Below are 18,758 nucleotides of genomic sequence, written 5' to 3'. Positions count from 1 at the left end.
ACCGATGCGCCCATCCGCCCACCTCCTTCTTCTCCTTATGCCCCTCATCGGGCTCGCCCCTTTGGCCCCAACGCAGGCCCAGGTCCTTTCGGATGCCATTGACCAGCGCGGAAGCGGCTCTGTGCAGACCTGCAACAGCTCCTTGCAGGTCGACTTCTCCACGAGCTACCTCGACGGCTATTCCTGCCAGTTCCTGCCGAATGTGATTCCGGGCGATCACCTCATCACCGGTTCCACTTGGTACTACTACGATGATCCGGTCTGGGAGACGGCCACCGGATCGCCCACGGTGCCCTACATGGGACCCGCACCCTATCCCATCTGCTACACGGTCGAAGCGGTCAATGAGACGACCCTCCAGCCCTGCAGCGCCACGGTTTGCAAGGTCGTCACCCCGATCGCATACCAGGCGTGCGCGAGCCTGACGTCCGACTTCACCATCAGCGCTGTGCAGGGCAGTAGCATCACCTTCCTGAACACCTCGCAATTCCCTGGTGGACAGATCGGATACGCCTATTGGGATTTCGGGGATGGTAGCTCACTGGCGGCTTCAACGCCAACGCACACGTTCACGGGCACGGGGCCCTACCAGATATGCCTTACGGTAGTGGGCGCGCCGCCCACCAGCTGCACGGCCACGCGGTGCCAGTGGCTCTACCTCGGGCCCGGCGATGTACCCTGCAGCGAGCTGGTGAGCCACGGCTTCGAGGCGCTGACCTATGGCAACCTGGTTGGGGTGCTCGATACTTCACGCACGTCGGGCATGAACGCACGGGTCGACTGGGATTTCGGCGACGGAGTGACCGGAACAGGAACCATCGCCGTGCATGCCTACGCCTGGAGCCAGGAGTACAATGTGTGCGGTACGCTCCGGGTATGGGGACCGCTGCTGAGCGACACCTGCACCACCACGGTCTGCCGGGCGGTTTGGCCGAACGCCGTAGGCATGAAAGAGCCATGGTACGATGCCCCAGCCTGGATATGGCCGACACCGTTCAACGATGCCGTCAGCGTGAGGGCTTCCGGGCCGGCACCCGCGTGGTTGACCGTGGTGGACAGCCGCGGCCGAACCGTCCACCAGCAGACCCTGGCACCTTCATCCGAGCCGCAACTGGTCCGCCTTTCCACGCTTCCGGCCGGCTGCTACACGATCATCGTGCAGGAGCCGGCCGGAGTGCGTAGCAACCGGATCGTGAAGCTGCCCTAATCCATGGCCGCCGCCCCTTGATCGGGCTTGGCGGCGAGGAGCTGATAATCGGAGAGGACCACGTCCGTCGTGAAGCGCTTGGTGCCATCCTTCGTTTCGTAGGAGCCGTGCACCAGCCGGCCCTCCACCGCGATACCGCTCCCCTTGCGCACCACTGCGGCCATGCGCTCCGCCTGCCTGCCCCACACCACAACGGTATGCCATTGCGTGTCCTCTTTCCACTCCCCTTGGGCCGATTTGTAGCGCTCATTGGTCGCCAAGCGCAAGCGGAGAACGGACTGGCCGTTCCCAACGGTCTTCAGCTCGGGCTCCTGGCCCACATGTCCCATCAGCTGCACCTTGTTCTTCATCGTCGTTGTCATGGCTTGTTCGTTTGGTTCTTGATGTCCCGCGGGCCGCAGCCCTTTCGACGGCAAAGGGAACCGGTCGTCGGGTCCTGATCCGTCCGATTTCCGTTTGCAGGCGTTCACCTGCGTTTGCCTCCGTTTGTTTTGCGGCTTCCGGATCCCATGCGGGATATCATCGCATGGCAGCAGCCTCTACATTCGCAGCCGGCCTCCAGCAGACATAACGAAAACGATTCGAGCGATGAGCGGAAAGACCAACAAGATCCTCGTGCCGACCGACTTCACCAAGGTGGCAGACAACGCGATTGCCCATGCCATGCGCCTGGCCAAGCACACCGGCGCCGAGGTCTACCTGCTGCATGTGGTGGCGAAGCAGGACGAGGTGGACGAGACCCGTCGGAAGCTCGAACTCGAGCAGCAGCGCGCCCAGGCCATGGAAACCGGCATCGCCGTGCACAAGCTCGTGCGCATCGGGTCGATCTTCGATGACATCGGCGATGCGGCCGCGGAAATCGGGGCCGACCTCATCGTGATGGGAACCCACGGCATGCGCGGCATGCAGTTCCTGACCGGCAGCCGGGCCCTCCGCGTGATCACAAGCTCGAACGTACCGTTCATCGTGGTGCAGGAGCGCTCCATCAAGGAAGGCGGCTATGATTCCATCGTGGTGCCGCTGGACCTCCACAAGGAGACGCGCCAGAAGCTGACGCTTGTGGCCGATATGGCCAAGTACTTCAACAGCAAGGTGCATCTCATCACGCCCAAGGAGAATGATGAGTTCCTGCGCAAGCAGCTGATGAACCACATCAAGTTCGCGAATCAATACCTCGACGAGCGCGGCATCACGCATGATGCGGTGATCGCCCAAGAGGACAGCGGCGATTTCGTCAAGTCCGTCATCAAGCACGCGGTATCCGTTGATGCCGACCTGATCGCCATCATGAACCTGGCCCAGGGGAACATCTTCGGTGTGCTGGGCGTACCTTATGAGCAGGAGGTGATCACCAATGAGGCCCAGATTCCCGTGATGTGCATGAACCCACGGGAAACCGCCAGCGGGGGGGGCTGGACATTCCAGTAGCGGGGGCTTACGCCCGCATGCCGATCACCAGGATGTCGTCCACCTGCTCGTGGGCGCCCCTCCAGGCGTTGAAGGCGTCGTGAAGCTGCCTGCGCTGGCGCTCGGCCGGTTGAGCGCTGATCTCCACCAGCAGCTCGCGGAACCGGCGGTACAGGAACTTCTTGCCCTTCGGCCCCCCGAATTGATCGGCGTACCCATCGGAGAAGATGTAGACCATGTCGTCCGGCTTCAGCTCGATCCGGTGCTCGTTGAATGCCTGTCCGTTGAGGTCGAGGCTGCCGATGGCGCTCTTGGTAGGCGTGAAGACGAGGACCTCCCCCCCGCGCACGATGTAGAGCGGGCTGTTCGCCCCTGCGAACTCCAGGATGCCCGAAGCGGGGTCGTAGCTGCACAGTGCTATGTCCATCCCATCGCGCACCAGGTGCTGCTCCCGGTCCTTGTGGAGCGCCTCGTAAGCGATGCGATTGAGCTCCTTCAGGACCTCTCCTGGTCGCGATAGGCCACGCTCCTTCGCTGCCTGGTTCAGTCCGTTATGGCCGATGAGGCTCATGAAGGCGCCCGGCACGCCATGACCAGTGCAGTCCACGGCCGCGAAGAGCACCCGGTCGCCGACCTGCTCCATCCAATAGAAATCACCGCTGACGATGTCCTTCGGGCGGAAATACACGAAGGCCTCCGGAAGGAGCTCCTTGATGCGCCGCTCGGGCGGCAAAATCGAATCCTGCAGCCGTTTGGCGTAGCGGATGCTATCCGTCACGTTCTTGTAGAGCTCCACCACCTTCCGGCTCTGGCGCTCCACCTCCTCCTTCTGCCGTACGACCTCCTCGGTGCGCTCGGCCACCTTGAGCTCCAGCACCCTCTCGCGCTGACCGAGCTCATCGCGCATCTTCAGCAGGGCGTGGCCCAGAACATCCTCCTCGCTCAGGGGTTGGTAATCGGCCGTGAAGTCGCCAGCCGCCACGGCGTGGGAGAACTCCGTGGTCCGGCGCAGGCCCTCCACGAGCGAGGTGAGCGCCTTGCCCATGTCGCCGACCTCGTCATTGGTGGTGCGCACGCGGGTGCGCGGGAACACGCCCCTTCCCAGGCTCAGCAGCACATTGCGCAGCCGCAGCAGCGGGCCCACGATGTCCCGGATGATCAGGAACGCCACGATGATGCCGATGACCACGAGCCCAAGGCCCATGTACAGCACGAAGAACTTCAGCGAGTCGAAGCTCTTGATCATGCCGCCGCCCAGCTGCACGCGTTTGCTCTCTTGTAGCTCAAGCAGACGGTCCAGCTCGGCGAGCACCTTGCCCGTCTGCACATCGATGGGCCCGCCCTCCTCGGCCAGCTCCGTGCGCTGCATGTGCACGAACGGGTCGCGATAGCTCTCCAGGTTGGGCAGCATCTCCTTCACCTGGTCATGGAGCCGGAAAAGCTCCTCGAGCCGTATGGAAACGCCGCTCATGATGGCCACCTCGTCGGGCTTCCATCGGCCCATGAGCGTGTCGATCCGGTCCAGAACGGCGGGAAGCCCGTGGGTGGTGATCTCCACCAGTGCCGTCTTCTCCGGCGCATCCGTACGGCTCTCTAGGAGCGCCCAATGCTTGATGAGCATGTGCGAGCTCACGGTGAGGTTCCGCAGCTCCACCAGCGCATCCACCGAGGGCGAGTACACCTCGTTGATCTCCTCATTGATCTCCCGGCTGCGCTCAAGCGTACGGTTGGTGAGCAGCACCACCACCAGCGCGAAGAAGATGAACAGGCCGAAACCCAGCCCGATCTTGCGTCCGATGGTCATACGGATCGCCATGGCGGATCAGCGTTCGCCCTGGGGCGGCAGGGCTTCGTACAGCCGGCGGAACTTCTCGGAGTTCATCTCGTCCTGCAGGCTGTAATAGATGCCCTCCAGTCCCAGTAGCGTCTCCCTGCGGGTAGGGTTCATATCATGGGCCTTCAGCATGAAGGGCAGCGCGAGCTGGAAGTACTCGCGGGCCACTTGCTGGACCTGCTGCATGGTGATGATGTCCGCCTCCGCCTGCAGCTCACGGATTCGGTAAACACCCATGTTGTAGAACAGGGTGGCCAGGTTGTAGTTCGCGCCGTAGTTGTCGGGGTCGATCCGCAGCACACCCCTGTAGGTGTCCGCTGCCTTCTCGAACCACTCGGTGTGCGTGCGGTCCTCGTTGAATCGCCGGGTATACAGGGTGCCCAAGGCGTTCGCGAATTCGGTCTCCCGGGCGCGCATGTCCTGGCGCGGATCCAGGCGCAGCACCGCTTCGCGATAGGCATCGAAGAGCTCCACGGCGCGGGGGTCTTTCCCGTCCGTCAGCGCCTTGGCCGCATCGTTGTAGCACGAGCGGGCCAGGAATTCATAGGCCTGAACCGCATTCTCGCGGTAGGTGGAGTCCCTGTCCAGCTCGATTGTCCGATACAGGCTGCCCAGCGCAGTGTCGCGAGCCGCATCCCCCTCGGTGCTCCCGGCCCTCGATTTGTAGAAATCCTTGTAGACGAAGCCGCGCAGCAGCCACGCCTCGGGGTCCCGGGCATGCGCATCGGTCAAGACCGCCTCATCGATCAGGGTGCGGGCCCCCGGCAGGTCCCCGGCCTGATACTTGCGCAGCGCCTCCACCAGGGGGTCCTGGGCTCTCAGGGCGAAGGCCAGCAGCGCAGCGGCCCAAGTGATGAGGATGCGGGGTGCCATGGTCATTCCTCCACGCGATGGGCGAGGTTCTTCAGGGTGAGGCCGACCACCAGCCCGTGCCGGCGGGCATTGGCCATGCTCAGCTCGTACTTGAGCAGATTGTCCACCTTCACGAAGTTCACCACCGCCCCATCCTCCAGGGCACCGGCATACTCGGTGACGATCATGGTGGGCTTGCCCTGCATCCTTTTGAGCAGTTCCGGGAGCACTGCCAGCTCGCTCTTGCCGACAAAAAGGATGTGGCAGCGCTCTACATCGGGGGAGCGCGGAAGCTTGCGCACCTCGATCGGCTGCTTGCCGATCGTGCGCGTGCTATACTGCTTGATCAGCTCCTGGTAGAGGTTCGCCCCACCGATGACCCCGATGATGAAGTTGCCCTGGCGCATCCCCTCATCCCTCCACTCCACCAGCTTGGCGATGTTGTAGAGGTAGTTGGCCTGCAGGATGGAAGTGGTATCCTTCTCGGCATCACGGGGCTGCTGTGCGGCCGAGCAGAGCAGCAGCGGAAGCGCCAGCAATAAGCGCCGAAGAGGGGTCGCCGGAGATGCCCTTCGCATAGATTTGGTCGCGACCCTTTCCGATCCCATGCCGATCGCTCCCTTCCTCCCGCAAAGTATCCGGGCTTGCCGCTTCGCTCCTTGGCTGTTCTGGGGCGTCTGTCAACAGCTTGCTGTTGACGTGCATGGCCAGCAGGAACGGCTTCAGCGCTTCGACCGGTCCGTGCAGCAGGACGCCATGGGCTATCGCTGGCTGCAATGGAGCACCCACGCCATCGGCCATCGGCTCACCGGCAGCCCGCAAGGGGCCCGGGCGGAGGCCGCCGCGGACAGCCTCTTCCGCGCAGCAGGCCTGGAAAAGGTCCAGCGATTCCCCTTCAAAGCCCAAGCCTGGTCGCGTGGACGGGTCCAGCTCACCATTGGGGATGGAGAGGGCTTCCTCCACCTCCCCGCCGTAGCGCTGGCCAATACGCCGCTCGATGCCTTGGTGGAGGCGGCTTTGGTCGATGCCGGCAATGGGCTGCCCTCCGACCTTGCTGCCCTGGGCACCCGGCTGCAGGGCGCAGTCGCGCTCGTCAATATCGGACTAGTGGACGCGCCGGACAGCATGCGGAACCTCCACCGCAGCGAGAAAGCCGCATTGGCCATGCGGGCCGGAGCCTCGGCCATACTCTTCGTGAATCAGGCCGAAGGAGGCATCCTGCTCACCGGGACGGCCTCCATCGACGGTCGCTTGATACCCGTACCCGCAGCCTGCATCGCCTCCGAGGATGGCGCCCAGTTGCGCAACCGCCTGCGGACCGGGAGCAGCCTCACGGCACGGCTGTCGATGGCGAACAGGAGCGATGTGGTGGAGGCCGCCGACATCATCGCCGAGATTCCCGGCAGCAAATGGCCCGAGGAAGTGATTCTTGTGGGAGGCCACTTGGATAGCTGGGACCTGGCTACCGGCGCCACGGATAACGGTCTGGGCGCCTTCTCCATCCTTGACATGGCCCGGGCGATGGCCTCCATGCCCTTCAAGCCGGAACGCACGGTGCGCTTCGTGCTGTTCATGGGCGAGGAACAGGGCCTGCTGGGATCCAGGGCGCTCGTGGAGCACTACCGGAGCACAGGCGAACTGGGCCGCATCAGGTGCATGATCAATCTCGATATGAGTGGCCATCCGCAGGGATTCGGCGTCGGCGGGCCGGAGGGATGGCCCGCGACCATCGCCGCCGGATGCAAGGCCATCGCAGCCTTGGACTCAGCCGCATTCGGTGGGCGCATGAGCGAGGAGATCTGGCTGCACAGCGACCATCAGCCCTTCCTGCTGGCCGGTGTCCCGGTCATCTACCCGCTCAGCGACCTCGGCAAGCATGTGTACGGCTGCTACCACAGCAGCTGCGACGACATCCATCTGGTGGATCCGCAGGCCATGGTGAACAATGTCCGCTTTGTGGGGGCACTGGTTTGGCTCCTCGCTGAGGCACCGGAGCTGCCCGGCCATTTCGAACCCGAGGACCTCAGGCGAAGGCTCGTTGAGGCCCGGCTCGAACAGCCCTTGCGCATCGGGGGCGATTGGCCCTGGTCGGAATGACCAGGGGCGCATGACTTGCATGCGCCCCTGGTCAAAGGTTCAGGAATCGGCGCTATTTGCCGCCCTTGGCGTTGCCGCCATCGGCGCCCTTCATGCCCTCCAGGTCGCGGTCGAAGAGATACAGCCCCCCTTTGTCATTGCCGATGAGGTTCAGCTTGTCGATGAGCGTGCGGGCAAGCGCCTCTTCCTCGATCTGCTCGCCAACGTACCACTGCATGAAGTTGTGCGTGGTGTAGTCCTTCTCCTTCAGGCACAGGTCCACCACCCCATTGATCTCGTTGGTCACCTTCGTCTCGTGGTCCAGCAGGGCCCGGAACACGTCGGTGATGGCCTTGTAGTTGGTGCCGGGCTGCTTCAGGGCCGGTATCACGGCTCTGCCACCGCGCTCATTGATGAACTTCACGAGCTTGAGCATGTGCATGCGCTCCTCATCGCTGTGGCGATAGAGGAATGCGGCGGTTCCGCTAAGGCCCTGGTTCTCGGCCCAGGAGGCCATAGCGAGGTAAGCCTGGCTGCTGGCGGCCTCCACGGCCACTTGGGCGTTGAGCGCGGCTTCGATCTTCTTGGAGAGCATGGTGGGATGATGAGGCTGCGAAGGTAACAACCACCACCCCGGAGGGCCGGTTCAGCGCTGATTGAAGTTGTTCATCGCGCTGGCCACGCCAAGGAGCCCGAACTGCAGCACCGCCTTGGCCGCCAATTCGATGCGCTCCGCAAGGGTCTTGCGTTCCTCCGCGGTCCAGCCGCCGAGCACGTAATCGCTCTGCCGGCCCTTGGGGAAATCGCTGCCGATGCCGAACCGCAGCCGCGGGAACTCCTCCGTGCCGGTGATGGCAATGATGCTCGCCAAGCCGTTGTGTCCTCCCGCTCCGCCCTTGGCCCTGACCCGGATGGCGCCGAACGGGATGGCCAGGTCGTCGGTGATCACCAGCAGCCGCTCGACCGGCACATTCTCCTGCTCCATCCAGTACCGGACGGCCTTCCCGCTGAGGTTCATGTAAGTGCTCGGCTTGATGAGCACGAAGGTCCGGCCCTTGTGGCGCACCTCGGCGCGGTCCGCATACCGCTCCGGGGCGAAGCGCGCCTGACCGGCTGCAGCAAGATGGTCGAGGACGTGGAACCCGATGTTGTGCCGGGTATCGGCGTACTCCGGTCCGGGATTACCGAGACCTGCAATCAGGAGCTTCATGTGCGCTGCAAAAGAAACGGACCCCGACGCATCGGGGTCCGTTCAGGTTCAGGCCGATGGGTCGGGTCACTTCTTCGCAGCTGCAGGCTTCGCCTCAGCCGTCTTGGCTGCTGCTGCGGGGGCTGCCGCCGGGGCTGCCGCCGTAGCAGCTTCCTCCACCTTCTTGGGCACCTTCACCGCCGCCACCACTGCATCGGGGCGCTCCAGCGGGGTGAGCCCCTTGAGCTTCAGATCGCGGATGTAGATGCTCTGGTTCACATCGAGTTCGCTCACATCGACATCCAGGTGCGAAGGGATGGCAGCGGGCAAGCCCTTCACGCGCACCTTGCGCATGGTCTGGCTGAGCTTCCCTCCTTTCCGCACCCCGGCAGCCTGGCCGGTAAGGCGCACGGCAAGTAGCACTTTTGCCTCGCGGTCCTCCTTCATCTCCATGAAGTCGACGTGGATGACCCGGTCGCTCACCGGGTGGAACTGCTTCTGGTGCACCATGGCCAGCGTCTTGTTCCCATCGATTTCGAGCTCCACGCCGTTGACCTCCGGGGTGAAGACCACCTTGCGGAGCGCAGCTTCATCCACACTGAAGTGGACGACGCCCTGCCCCCCGTAGAGTACGCATGGAACCCGCTTGCCGCGGCGCAATTGAGCGGCATCCTTGGTGCCGACTTGTTGGCGGACAGCGCCGCTGAGAGTGACTTTGTTCATGACCGGACGGTGTTACGCAATGATGAAATGGCTGCTGATGCTCTCGTGGCTCCGCACGCGCCGGATCACGTCGGCGAACAGCTGCGATACGGAAAGCACCTTGATCTTGCTGGTGAGGGCGATCTTCTCGGGCCCGATGGGAATGGTGTCGGTGACGATGAGCTCGGTCAGCGAGCTCTGCTCGATGCGCTGGCAGGCCTCCCCGCTCAACACGGCATGGGTGCATACCGCACGGACGCTGCGGGCACCGAGGTCCGTCATCATGTCGGCGGCCTTGGTCAAGGTGCCTGCCGTGTCGATCATGTCGTCCACCAGCACCACATCCTTGTCCTTGACGTCGCCGATCACTGTCATCCGCTCAATCTGATTGGCCACCTTCCTCTGCTTGTAGCAGATGGCCATATCGCACCCCAGATGCTTGCTGTACGCATTGGCGCGCTTGGTGCCGCCGGTGTCGGGGGCGGCCATCACCAAATCCTTTAGGCCCAGCGACTTGATGTGGGGCAGGAAGATGCTGCTGGCGAACAGATGGTCCACCGGCACCTCGAAGAATCCCTGGATCTGGTCCGCATGCAGGTCCATGGTCATGATGCGGTCCACGCCGGCCGCCGTGAGCATGTTGGCCACCAACTTGGCGCCAATGGAGACCCGCGGCTTGTCCTTGCGGTCCTGCCGGGCAAAGCCGAAATAAGGCATCACGGCCACGATGCGCTTGGCGCTGGCGCGCTTGGCGGCATCCACCATGAGCAGCAGCTCGAAAAGGTTGTCGCTCGGCGGGAAGGTGCTCTGCACGATGAAGACCAGCTCCCCGCGCACCGTTTCCTCGAAGCTGGGCTGGAATTCCCCATCGCTGAACCGGCTCACGGCAACCTCGCCCAAGCGCTCGCCGCTGGCCGCAGCAATCTGCTCGGCCAGGTACCGCGTGGCGGTGCCGCTGAAGATCTTGGCGCTCTCGAGCATCTGGTTCTCCCCCGAAACGGGGCGCAAATGTAAAGATCCCCAGCGGGTTATCAACACCTGTTCGTGGGGTGCCATGAGGACCGCCCCGGTACCTTCGGCGCCGGCCCTGCAAGGGCATATGACAAGCCATACCCCATGCCCAAGCATCGCTCAGCCCCCTCCCCCGCCAGCCTCGCCCAGGACGTGCTGTCCGCCATCCGCCGGGCTGGCCATGCGGGCATCACCAGCCAGCAGCTCGCCCTGCAACTGGGGTTCAAGGACAAAGGCCAGCGCTACCTGCTCTTCGATGCCATTGAGCTGCTGCTGGACGAGGGGCGCATTGAATCGGGCAAGAAGGGGCGCTATACCGCCCAGGGGGGGCGCGACACCTTGGAGGGCACCATCGACATCATTGCCAGCGGAGCGGGCTACGTTCGTGTAGGGGGCGGCGAGGAAGACATCTACGTGCACGGCCGCAACGTGGGCGTGGCCCTGCACGGAGATCGTGTGCTGGTGAAAGTGATGGGGGGGCGGGGCGCCCGTGCAGAGGGCAAAGTGCTCCAGGTGCTCGAGCGGCGCCGCTCCGAATTCGTGGGCACCATCCACAAGCAGGCCGGGCGCCTACTGCTAGTGGCCGATGACCAGCGTGTGAAGCAGCCCTTCTTCATCCCGCCCCATGAGAGCCTGAATGCACAGGAGGGAGACAAGGCGATCATCGCGCTCGGCGAGTGGAAGGACAGCCGCGACATCCCTCGCGGCAAGGTGACCCGCGTGCTGGGCCGGGCCGGAGAGCACCACGTGGAGATGCACGCCATCCTGGCGGAATTCGGCCTGCCGCTGGATTTCCCCGAGAGCGTTCAGCTGGCCAGCGAAAGGATCGGCAATGGCGTCACGGAAGAGGAGATCGCCAAGCGCCGCGACGTGCGCGCAATCCCCACGATCACCATCGACCCGGATGATGCCAAGGACCTGGATGACGCGCTGAGCCTTCGCTGCTTGGAGAACGGCCACTGGGAGGTGGGCATCCACATCGCCGATGTGAGCCATTATGTGACGCCGCGCAGCGTGATCGACATGGAGGCGGCGAACCGCGCCACCAGCGTCTATCTCGTGGACCGCGTGGTGCCCATGCTCCCCGAGAAGCTCAGCAACGACCTGTGCTCGCTCAATCCGCACACCGACAAGCTCAGCTTCAGCGCCATCTTCGAGCTCGATGAGCAAGCGCGCATCAGGGGCGAGTGGTTCGGCCGCACGGTGATGCGCTCGCACCGCCGCTTCGCCTATGCCGAGGCCCAAGCGATCATCGATGGCGGCGATGGTGACTTCAGGGACGAGGTGCTCACGCTGCATCGGCTCGCCCAGGTCATGCGCAAGGAGCGGATGGAGAACGGCGCACTGGAGGTCGGGGGCAACGAGGTGAAGTTCAAGCTGGATGAGCAGGGCCGGCCGCTCGGTGTGTACGAGAAGGTGATGGGGCCCGCCAACTGGCTGATCGAGGAATTCATGCTGCTGGCCAACAAGCGCGTGGCGGCCTGGGTGAACAGGCGCAAGGGGGGGGCGGCACCGCCCTTCGTCTACCGTGTGCACGACCTGCCGGACCCTGAGAAAGTAGAGCAGCTGCGCTCCCTCGCCAAGAGCTTCGGCCACACCCTTTCCGTGGGCCGGGACGAGGACCTGCCCCATGCGATCAACAGGTTGCTGCAGGAGGTGCGGGGCAAGGAGGAGGAGAACATCATCAAGCAGGTAGCCATCCGCAGCATGGCCAAGGCCATCTACAGCACGGAGAACATCGGCCATTACGGGCTTGCCTTCGAACACTACACCCACTTCACCTCTCCCATCCGGCGCTATCCCGACCTGCTGGTGCACCGCGCCATGGCGCACTACCTGGGCGGCGGCGGGCCGCTGGACCGCGATGCGCTGGAGGTGAGTTGCAAGCACAGCTCGCGCATGGAGAAGCAGGCTTCCGACGCCGAGCGGGCGAGCATCCGCTACAAACAGGCCGAGTACCTGCTGGCCCGTATCGGTCAATCGTTCGAGGGCATCATCAGCGGCCTAACCAGCTGGGGTATCTATGTGGAACTGCGCGAGAACAGATGCGAGGGCATGATGGCCTTGCGGGAGCTGCCGGGCGATGTCTACCGCTTCGACCAGGACCGCTACGTGGTGTCCGGACACCGCACCGGTCGCAAGTTCAGGCTGGGCGACGAGCTCACCGTGACCATCAAGGCCGTGGACATGGACCGCCGCACCGTGGACTTCGCGCTGGCTGGCGAGGCGGGACCCGTAACGACGAGCGGGAAGTTCGTCCGCCGCAGCGAACAGGGGAAACGGGCGAAGAAGCGCTGAGACGGCGGCCCGGGCCGCCGGTCAGACCAGGTTGAGGCGCTTCTGCAACTCCTCCTTGTAGCTGCCACCGATGGGAATCACCTTCTTGTCGTTCTCCAGGATCAGGTTCGATTGCTCGATCGCGGTGATCTTGTCCACGCGGACGATGAAGCTCCTGTGCACGCGGATGAACTCGGCATCGGACAGCTTGGCCTCGATGTCCTTCATGGTGCTGTGCACGGTATAGCGCGTATTGAGCAGGTTGATGACCACATAGTCCTTCAGCGCCTCGATGAAGTAGATGTCGCTGGTCTTTAGCTTCACCAGACGGCTATTGCTCTTCACGAACAGGATATCCTTGTTGCTGTCCTTGTTCTCCACCAGCGCGTAAAGCATATCGCGCTCCTTGAGCACCTCGGTCTCCTTCTTGTGCTTGTAGAGGGCCATCTCGATCGACGTGTGGATATCGATCTCCTTGAAGGGCTTGATGATGTAACCGTAGGGCTGCGTCACTTTGGCCTTGGCCAATGTGCTCTCGTCGGCATAGGCCGTGAGGAAGATCACGGGGATGTTGGCGGTCTTCCGGATGGCCTCCGCCGCCTCAATGCCGCTCATCTCCCCCTTGAGCATGATATCCATGAGGATGATGTCGGGCATGTGCTCCGTGGCGAGCGCCACGGCCTGCTCCCCCGTGCTGGCTGCGCCGACGACGCTGTAGCCCAGCTTCTTCAGGCTGTGCTGGATGTCCTTGCTCACAATGCTCTCATCCTCCACCACGAGAACGTTCGTCTGCGCCATTTGCGTAATTCTTGAGACGTTCAAAAGTAAGCAAATAGGACACCCCTCGAACCGAGGTGCGCTCGAGCCTTCCATCCAACTGGTCCACGAGCATCCGTGTCAATTCCAGCCCCAGCCGCCCGTGGCGCTCCTCCTCGAAACCCGGTGGAAGCCCTACACCATCGTCGCTGATCCGTATGGAGACCTGGTCGTCAAGGGCCCCGATGGCGATGCGCACGGTGCCCCTGCGGCCATCCGGATACCCATGCTTCAGGGAATTGCTGATGACCTCGTTGAGAATCAGACCGCAAGGCATGGCCTGGTCGATGTTCAGGTGCACGGGCCTGAGGTCCATCTCCAGGTCGATCCGGCCCGTGAGGCTGTAGCTGAGCATGAGATTGCGCGCCAAGCCATCGACGTACTCGGCCAGGTCGATCCGGCTGAACTGCTTGTTCTGATAGAGGCTTTCGTGGATGAGGGCCATGCTCCTGATCCGGTCCCGGCTATGGTGCAGCATCTCCTGGACCTTGGGGTCGAGGCCGGCGTGCTCGCTTTGGAGCTTGGTGATACTGCTGATGACCTGCAGGTTGTTCTTGACCCGGTGGTGCACCTCCTTGAGCAGTGATTCCTTCTCCGCCAGGCTCCGCAGCAATTCACGCTGCGCCTCCTTCCGCTCCGTGATGTGGTGAGCCTGGCATGACAGTTCCTGCACCTCGCCATCGACGATGATCGGGTTGAGGAAGTTCTCCACCCAGATCGTGCGGCCATCATGGTCCACGAGCTCCGCCTCGAATTGCTGGGGCCGGCCCTTGAAGGCATTGAGGTAGTATTCAGTGTACCGCCCGTGGTTCGAGCCCGCGGCCGCCTCGGATGCCGCGCCGAGGAAGAGGTCGCCGGCATCGAGCTCGATGCCGAAATCCGACCGGAGCGCCTGACGGAATCTGTGATTGCACGAGGTGATGCGGAAATCCTTGTCCAGCGTCCAGATCATCATGTTCGCCGAACTGTCGAATATGGCTTGGAGACGAGCAGCCTGGTCCCTCACCTTCTCCTCTGCAAGCTTCTGTTCGGTGATCTCATGGCCGACGCCGAACACCTCCTTGACCGTTCCATCCGCAGCGAAGACGGGGCTCAGGAAGACCTCGTTGCAGACCCTGTTGCCTTGGCGGTCCACGATATCGGTGTTGAAGCGGATCGCCCTTCCCGAGAAGGCGTCGGCATACTTGCCTTCCCAGAAGTCGTGGTAGGTGCGGGATGCGAAGAGCTTGCGGGGGCGCTCCGGGTCGTTGTTGATCTCCGGCCGATGGCCATATAGCCGCTCGATGGCATCGCCATAGGCCTTATTGTACGAGGTGAGCTTGATCTCCCGATCCACTGTCCAGAACAGGTGCTCGCTGCTCTCGAAGAGGGCCTTCCACTTGGCTTCGTGCTCCTTGATCCGTTGGCTGGCTTCCAAGGCCCCGCTGATGTCCCTGAAGATGCTCCGCGTGGCCATGGGCACGCCGGCGGTCCGACGAACGGTGGATGACCCTTCCACCGTCACAGGCCTGCCATCCTTGGCGCGGAATACGGTACGGATGGCCCCTGCGGCATCACCGCTCAGGATGCCCTCCAGAAAGGCTCGGCACGCCGCATGGTGCGCAGGATCTACGATGTCCCAGATGGTGCGCTGCAGGAGGTCCTCCTCGGAGTACCCCAGGGTATTCCTCCAAGCCGCATTGACGTACTCGAACCGTCCATCCGGACGCACGCTCTGGATCAGGTCGGTCGCATTCTCGAACAGATCCCGATAGCGCTCCTCGCTCGCCCGTAGGGCTTCCTGGTCGCGCTTCATGCGCGTGATATCCCTCGACACGCCCATGGCCCCGATCACCTGGCCATCCTCATCGAACAGCCGCGAGGCCGCGAGGTAGCTGGTGAATGGGATTCCATAGCGGTCCACATTGATCACCTCCCCCGAGAATGCCCCATGACGGTCCAGTTCCCGTTGGACCCTTTGGTACTCTGCCGGGTCCGCATAGAGTATGATCGTGCTTTTGCCGAGGACCTCCTCGGGCTCGTAGCCGAACCGGATGCTTGCCGCCGGATTGTACTCGGTGATGCGGCCTTCCTCATCCGCCGCCATGATCATGTCAAGCGAGCTGTCGATGAGGTTCCTTGCGAATCGCCGCGATCGCCGCAGCTCTTCCTGCGTCCGCCGGTGCTGCTCGATCTCGTCACGGAGCACCTTGTTCACCTCTTTGGCGATCTGCAGCTGCACACGCTCGAGGATGATGCGGCGCTGCGAACTCCGGTCCTGCATCGTCACCTGCACGCCAGCCTGCCCGTCGTGAAGCGTAGCTACGCAAAGCAGCGCGATCTCCCTGCCATCGGGACCCGGGGGATGAGCAAGCACCTCGGGCATTTCGCCGGCCTGCGCGCGATGAATGGCGTCTATGATCGGCTCCCTATCCTCCTCCACGAATCGATCAACGAAGGACGTTCCCAACAGCCCTTCGCCGAGCAGGCTCATGGCCGCGGGGTTGGCATAGCGGATGATGCCATCCGCCACCACCAGAAGGCCATCCTGCGTCCGCTCCACAAGCGTCCGGTAGGAGGCCATGAGCGCACGCTGCTCCGCCTCGGCCTGCTTCACGGCCGTGATGTCCATGAGCATGCCGAGCACCGTGGTTTCCTCGCCGGTTTCCTGGTCCAGATAGACGTTCTCCAGCACCTCCACGGGGCGGCCCGTCTTGTGCTTCAAGCGGATGCCGTAATTCACCAGCCGGCCCTGCACCATGAGATCGGCCAGGTACCTCTCCCGGTCCTTGGGCGTGAAATAGAGCGCTGAGGCCGGCGCGGCCATCAGTTCATCCTTGTCGGCGTAGCCCAGCACCTGGGCCATGGCATCGTTGCACTCGATGAATCGCCCCTTCAGCGTGGTGCGGAAGATGCCCGCCAGGTTCCGATTGAGCAGATCATCGTAGCGCTTCTTCAGATCATTGGAGTCCATGGGTCCATGGCTCTCGGACGATCCCCCCTTCCGGGTCTTGCTGGTGCGGCCCTTGGTCACGGCTGGTCCTCCCCTGGTTGATAAGGCGGTGGAATTCGTTCGCCATCAATGCGCACCTCCGCCCCGTCCCGGTACCTCACCGTCATGATGACCCGTCCATCCTCGGCATAGTGGACATGCTCGCCCTGAGCGAGCCCTCCCGAGAAACGGCCTTCCACCTTCACCCTGCCATTCGGCCAGAACCAACGGTGCTTTCCCTCTGGCTCCCCGTTGATGAACGATCCGGTGAAATAACGCTTGCCATCACCATAGGTATACGTCCATGCACCATCCTTCAGGTCGTCCTTGTAGCTCCCCACCTCCTTGTGATCTCCCACTTCATATACCCACTTGCCTTCCTTGCGGCCATCGATATAGGAACCTTCAGTGAGCACAACGCCATCCTCGGCATACTCAGCCGATTCGCCGTCCTCCTTGCCACGGCGGTAATTCTCCCTCCGATGCACCTGACCGCTTTCATAGTACCACAGCCATGGTCCATGCGGCAATCCCCCCATGTATCTGCCCTTCTGCTCGACCTTTCCGCTGCGATGATAGAAACTCCATTCGCCTTCCTTGCGCCCATCCTTATATGTCCCTTCCGCCCGCTTCTCCCCGGTGACGAAGAATTCCACCCATGGGCCTTCCATCACGCCCAAGTCATTCACGGCACCCTCGCTCACCAACTGGTCACCGTTGTAGATGCGCGCCGTGGTCACATTGCCCTGAAGATCGAATTCCTTGAATAGGCCCTCCCGCTTTCCGCTCTTGGAGTAGCTACCCAGCGAGGCGACCTTCCCGTTCGGATGGAAGGTCCGCTTGATTTCCACCAGCAGCTTCTCATCAGCGCCGGTATCCACCGCGCCTTCGTCATACTTCACCAAGCTCTTCAGATTGCCCTGCGCATCGTACTCCTTGAAGATGCCATGCTTCCGGTCATCCAGGAACGACCCTTCCCAGCGAATACGACCATTCGGATGCAACTCCTTCCAGGGTCCTTGTTTCAAGCCTCGGTCGTCCACACGATTGATTTCCTCCCTTCTTCGAAGCATTCCTCCGCCGTAATTCAGAAAGGCGATGATCCGGCCATCCGGAGCATACTCCAGACCGCGACCCTCCTCTTTACCTGCCTTGAAGGGAACCTCTTTGTGCTTGCTGCCGCCCGGTCCGTAGTAAACTGCCATTCCTTCCCTCAGGTCGTTCACGAAGACTTCCTCGCTCAACAGGACACCCAAAGTGTCGAATCGCCGTGATGGCCCGTTCTTCAGGTTATCCCGATAGAGCATCTCGCTCTGCAGCCGCCCCTTCGGGTCATAGAAGCGCCAAAGGCTGTCGAGCTGAGCCCCCTTGCGGCCGCCTTCGGACCGGATCGTCCCATCCTCATAGAAGCTCCGCCACCAGCCCTCCGGTTTCCCGTCAACCAGCCTCCCTTCACTGCTCAGCCTTCCATTCGCATGATAATACCTCATCAGTTCTCCCTGTGCAAGGAGGGGGTGAACCAATCCCCAATAGCAAAGCATGAGCATCAAGAGCCTTTGCCATTTCATTCTTCTCTTAAGGATATATGATGATGTAATATGGGCTGTTAGTGATGTTGAAAACTGGGGTGCAAAACGGACCATGGACACGTTTTCAAAGTTAATGGGAGGACAATGAACAGTAACGGGTGCGATTCCTCCTTGCATGCCAAGGCTTTAGGTGCCATGTGAACAATTGTGGAAGACCAGTGGTCCGTTGGGATGTTCAGAAATCCCTGAACCGGAATCGGGTTGCAGGCGTGGGATCGATGTGGGCATTTCGAGTGCATCTTGTTGCAGCGCGAAGGGAATCCTGACAGGGGAAGGTGAGCCTGTTGAAAGCGGATGGGCTCAACTGCATTATGAACACCAACGAAGGGATATCGACAAGCCTCCTGTGGATGAGCCAGGGGGTACATTAGCGCCATGGCACTTCGTATCGCAATCGGAGGGGATCATGCAGGCTATGAGCTGAAGGCTGCACTGATTCGGAACTTAAGGGATAAAGGATTGGAGGTGAGGGATTTCGGTGGTTTCACGAAGGAGAGCATGGACTACCCCGATCCTGCGCATGGCGTGGCGGATTGCGTGGCAACGGGTGGTGCGGAGGTCGGCCTGCTGATCTGCGGGAGCGGGAATGGAGTGAACATCGTGGCCAATAAGCACAAAGGAGTGCGGGCGGCCTTGGCGTGGACCGCGGAGATTGCAGCGCTTGCCAGGCAGCACAATGATGCCAATGTCCTGTCCCTCCCCGCCAGGTATATCACGGAATCGGAAGCCCAGGGCATCGTGGAGGCTTTCCTAGGCGCTTCATTCGAGGGCGGACGGCACCAGCGCCGCGTGGAGAAGATCGAGAATGCGCACTAAGGGGATAACGC

The 18,758-nt window shown here is 62.4% G+C and carries 16 protein-coding genes; 5 read left to right on the top strand and 11 right to left on the bottom strand.

The window, feature by feature from the left end; genetic code table 11:
• The first annotated feature begins 4 nt into the window (after positions 1 to 4).
• On the top strand, positions 5 to 1,207 hold the full coding sequence (locus QY325_12685; protein ID WKZ65611.1) for a PKD domain-containing protein: 1,203 nt from the start codon (positions 5 to 7) through the stop codon (positions 1,205 to 1,207).
• On the opposite strand, the gene ssb is transcribed toward QY325_12685, so the two are convergent.
• Complete coding sequence (gene ssb, locus QY325_12680; GenBank protein WKZ65610.1) at positions 1,204 to 1,569, bottom strand: single-stranded DNA-binding protein; 366 nt, start codon at positions 1,567 to 1,569, stop codon at positions 1,204 to 1,206. The two genes, QY325_12685 and ssb, sit on opposite strands and share 4 nt — an antisense overlap.
• 226 nt (positions 1,570 to 1,795) lie before the next feature.
• Here ssb and QY325_12675 point away from each other — a divergent pair, with 226 nt between their 5' ends.
• Positions 1,796 to 2,635: a universal stress protein gene (locus QY325_12675; protein WKZ65609.1), complete on the top strand. Its 840-nt coding sequence runs from the start codon at positions 1,796 to 1,798 to the stop codon at positions 2,633 to 2,635.
• A gap of 7 nt (positions 2,636 to 2,642) precedes the next feature.
• Here QY325_12675 and QY325_12670 read toward each other — a convergent pair whose 3' ends face one another.
• From QY325_12670 to QY325_12660, 3 genes are read right to left on the bottom strand one after another with little or no spacing between them, the layout of a single operon-like run.
• Complete coding sequence (locus QY325_12670) at positions 2,643 to 4,430, bottom strand: SpoIIE family protein phosphatase (protein ID WKZ65608.1); 1,788 nt, start codon at positions 4,428 to 4,430, stop codon at positions 2,643 to 2,645.
• A 6-nt stretch (positions 4,431 to 4,436) separates the two neighbouring features.
• Entirely contained in the window at positions 4,437 to 5,321 is an 885-nt protein-coding gene (locus QY325_12665) for a hypothetical protein (GenBank protein ID WKZ65607.1), read from the bottom strand.
• A 2-nt stretch (positions 5,322 to 5,323) separates the two neighbouring features.
• Complete coding sequence (locus QY325_12660; protein WKZ65606.1) at positions 5,324 to 5,839, bottom strand: YfiR family protein; 516 nt, start codon at positions 5,837 to 5,839, stop codon at positions 5,324 to 5,326.
• A gap of 67 nt (positions 5,840 to 5,906) precedes the next feature.
• Between QY325_12660 and QY325_12655 the strand changes: the two genes are divergently transcribed.
• On the top strand, positions 5,907 to 7,397 hold the full coding sequence (locus tag QY325_12655) for a M20/M25/M40 family metallo-hydrolase (protein WKZ65605.1): 1,491 nt from the start codon (positions 5,907 to 5,909) through the stop codon (positions 7,395 to 7,397).
• 52 nt (positions 7,398 to 7,449) lie between these two features.
• Here QY325_12655 and QY325_12650 read toward each other — a convergent pair whose 3' ends face one another.
• The 4 genes from QY325_12650 to QY325_12635 all read right to left on the bottom strand — a co-directional run bounded on the left by QY325_12650 (position 7,450) and on the right by QY325_12635 (position 10,248).
• The gene (locus tag QY325_12650; protein WKZ65604.1) at positions 7,450 to 7,971 is read right to left on the bottom strand and encodes a ferritin; all 522 of its coding nucleotides are present in this window, start codon (positions 7,969 to 7,971) and stop codon (positions 7,450 to 7,452) included.
• A 51-nt stretch (positions 7,972 to 8,022) separates the two neighbouring features.
• The gene (pth, locus tag QY325_12645; GenBank protein WKZ65603.1) at positions 8,023 to 8,586 is read right to left on the bottom strand and encodes an aminoacyl-tRNA hydrolase; all 564 of its coding nucleotides are present in this window, start codon (positions 8,584 to 8,586) and stop codon (positions 8,023 to 8,025) included.
• A 66-nt stretch (positions 8,587 to 8,652) separates the two neighbouring features.
• A complete protein-coding gene (locus tag QY325_12640) occupies positions 8,653 to 9,288 on the bottom strand; it encodes a 50S ribosomal protein L25 (protein ID WKZ65602.1) in 636 nt (211 codons plus the stop codon).
• A 12-nt stretch (positions 9,289 to 9,300) separates the two neighbouring features.
• Complete coding sequence (locus QY325_12635) at positions 9,301 to 10,248, bottom strand: ribose-phosphate pyrophosphokinase (GenBank protein WKZ67986.1); 948 nt, start codon at positions 10,246 to 10,248, stop codon at positions 9,301 to 9,303.
• A 135-nt stretch (positions 10,249 to 10,383) separates the two neighbouring features.
• Between QY325_12635 and rnr the strand changes: the two genes are divergently transcribed.
• Positions 10,384 to 12,576, top strand: coding sequence for a ribonuclease R (gene rnr, locus QY325_12630; GenBank protein WKZ65601.1), 2,193 nt, complete (start codon positions 10,384 to 10,386; stop codon positions 12,574 to 12,576).
• A 21-nt stretch (positions 12,577 to 12,597) separates the two neighbouring features.
• Here rnr and QY325_12625 read toward each other — a convergent pair whose 3' ends face one another.
• From QY325_12625 to QY325_12615, 3 genes are read right to left on the bottom strand one after another with little or no spacing between them, the layout of a single operon-like run.
• Complete coding sequence (locus QY325_12625) at positions 12,598 to 13,353, bottom strand: response regulator (GenBank protein ID WKZ65600.1); 756 nt, start codon at positions 13,351 to 13,353, stop codon at positions 12,598 to 12,600.
• Positions 13,319 to 16,324 carry a PAS domain S-box protein gene (locus tag QY325_12620; protein WKZ65599.1) on the bottom strand — a complete coding sequence of 1,002 codons (3,006 nt, stop codon included), beginning with the start codon at positions 16,322 to 16,324 and terminating at the stop codon, positions 13,319 to 13,321. Before QY325_12620 ends, QY325_12625 begins: the two co-directional genes overlap by 35 nt.
• A 56-nt stretch (positions 16,325 to 16,380) precedes the next feature.
• Positions 16,381 to 17,910 carry a hypothetical protein gene (locus QY325_12615; GenBank protein ID WKZ65598.1) on the bottom strand — a complete coding sequence of 510 codons (1,530 nt, stop codon included), beginning with the start codon at positions 17,908 to 17,910 and terminating at the stop codon, positions 16,381 to 16,383.
• Between the two features lie 396 nt (positions 17,911 to 18,306).
• Between QY325_12615 and rpiB the strand changes: the two genes are divergently transcribed.
• Positions 18,307 to 18,747 carry a ribose 5-phosphate isomerase B gene (gene rpiB, locus QY325_12610; GenBank protein ID WKZ65597.1) on the top strand — a complete coding sequence of 147 codons (441 nt, stop codon included), beginning with the start codon at positions 18,307 to 18,309 and terminating at the stop codon, positions 18,745 to 18,747.
• The last annotated feature ends 11 nt before the right edge of the window (positions 18,748 to 18,758 follow it).

It is taken from the genome of Flavobacteriales bacterium, from assembly GCA_030584065.1.
Classification (GTDB): Bacteria; Bacteroidota; Bacteroidia; order Flavobacteriales_F; family PHOS-HE28; genus PHOS-HE28.
This window is presented reverse-complemented; position numbering and strand designations above follow the sequence as displayed.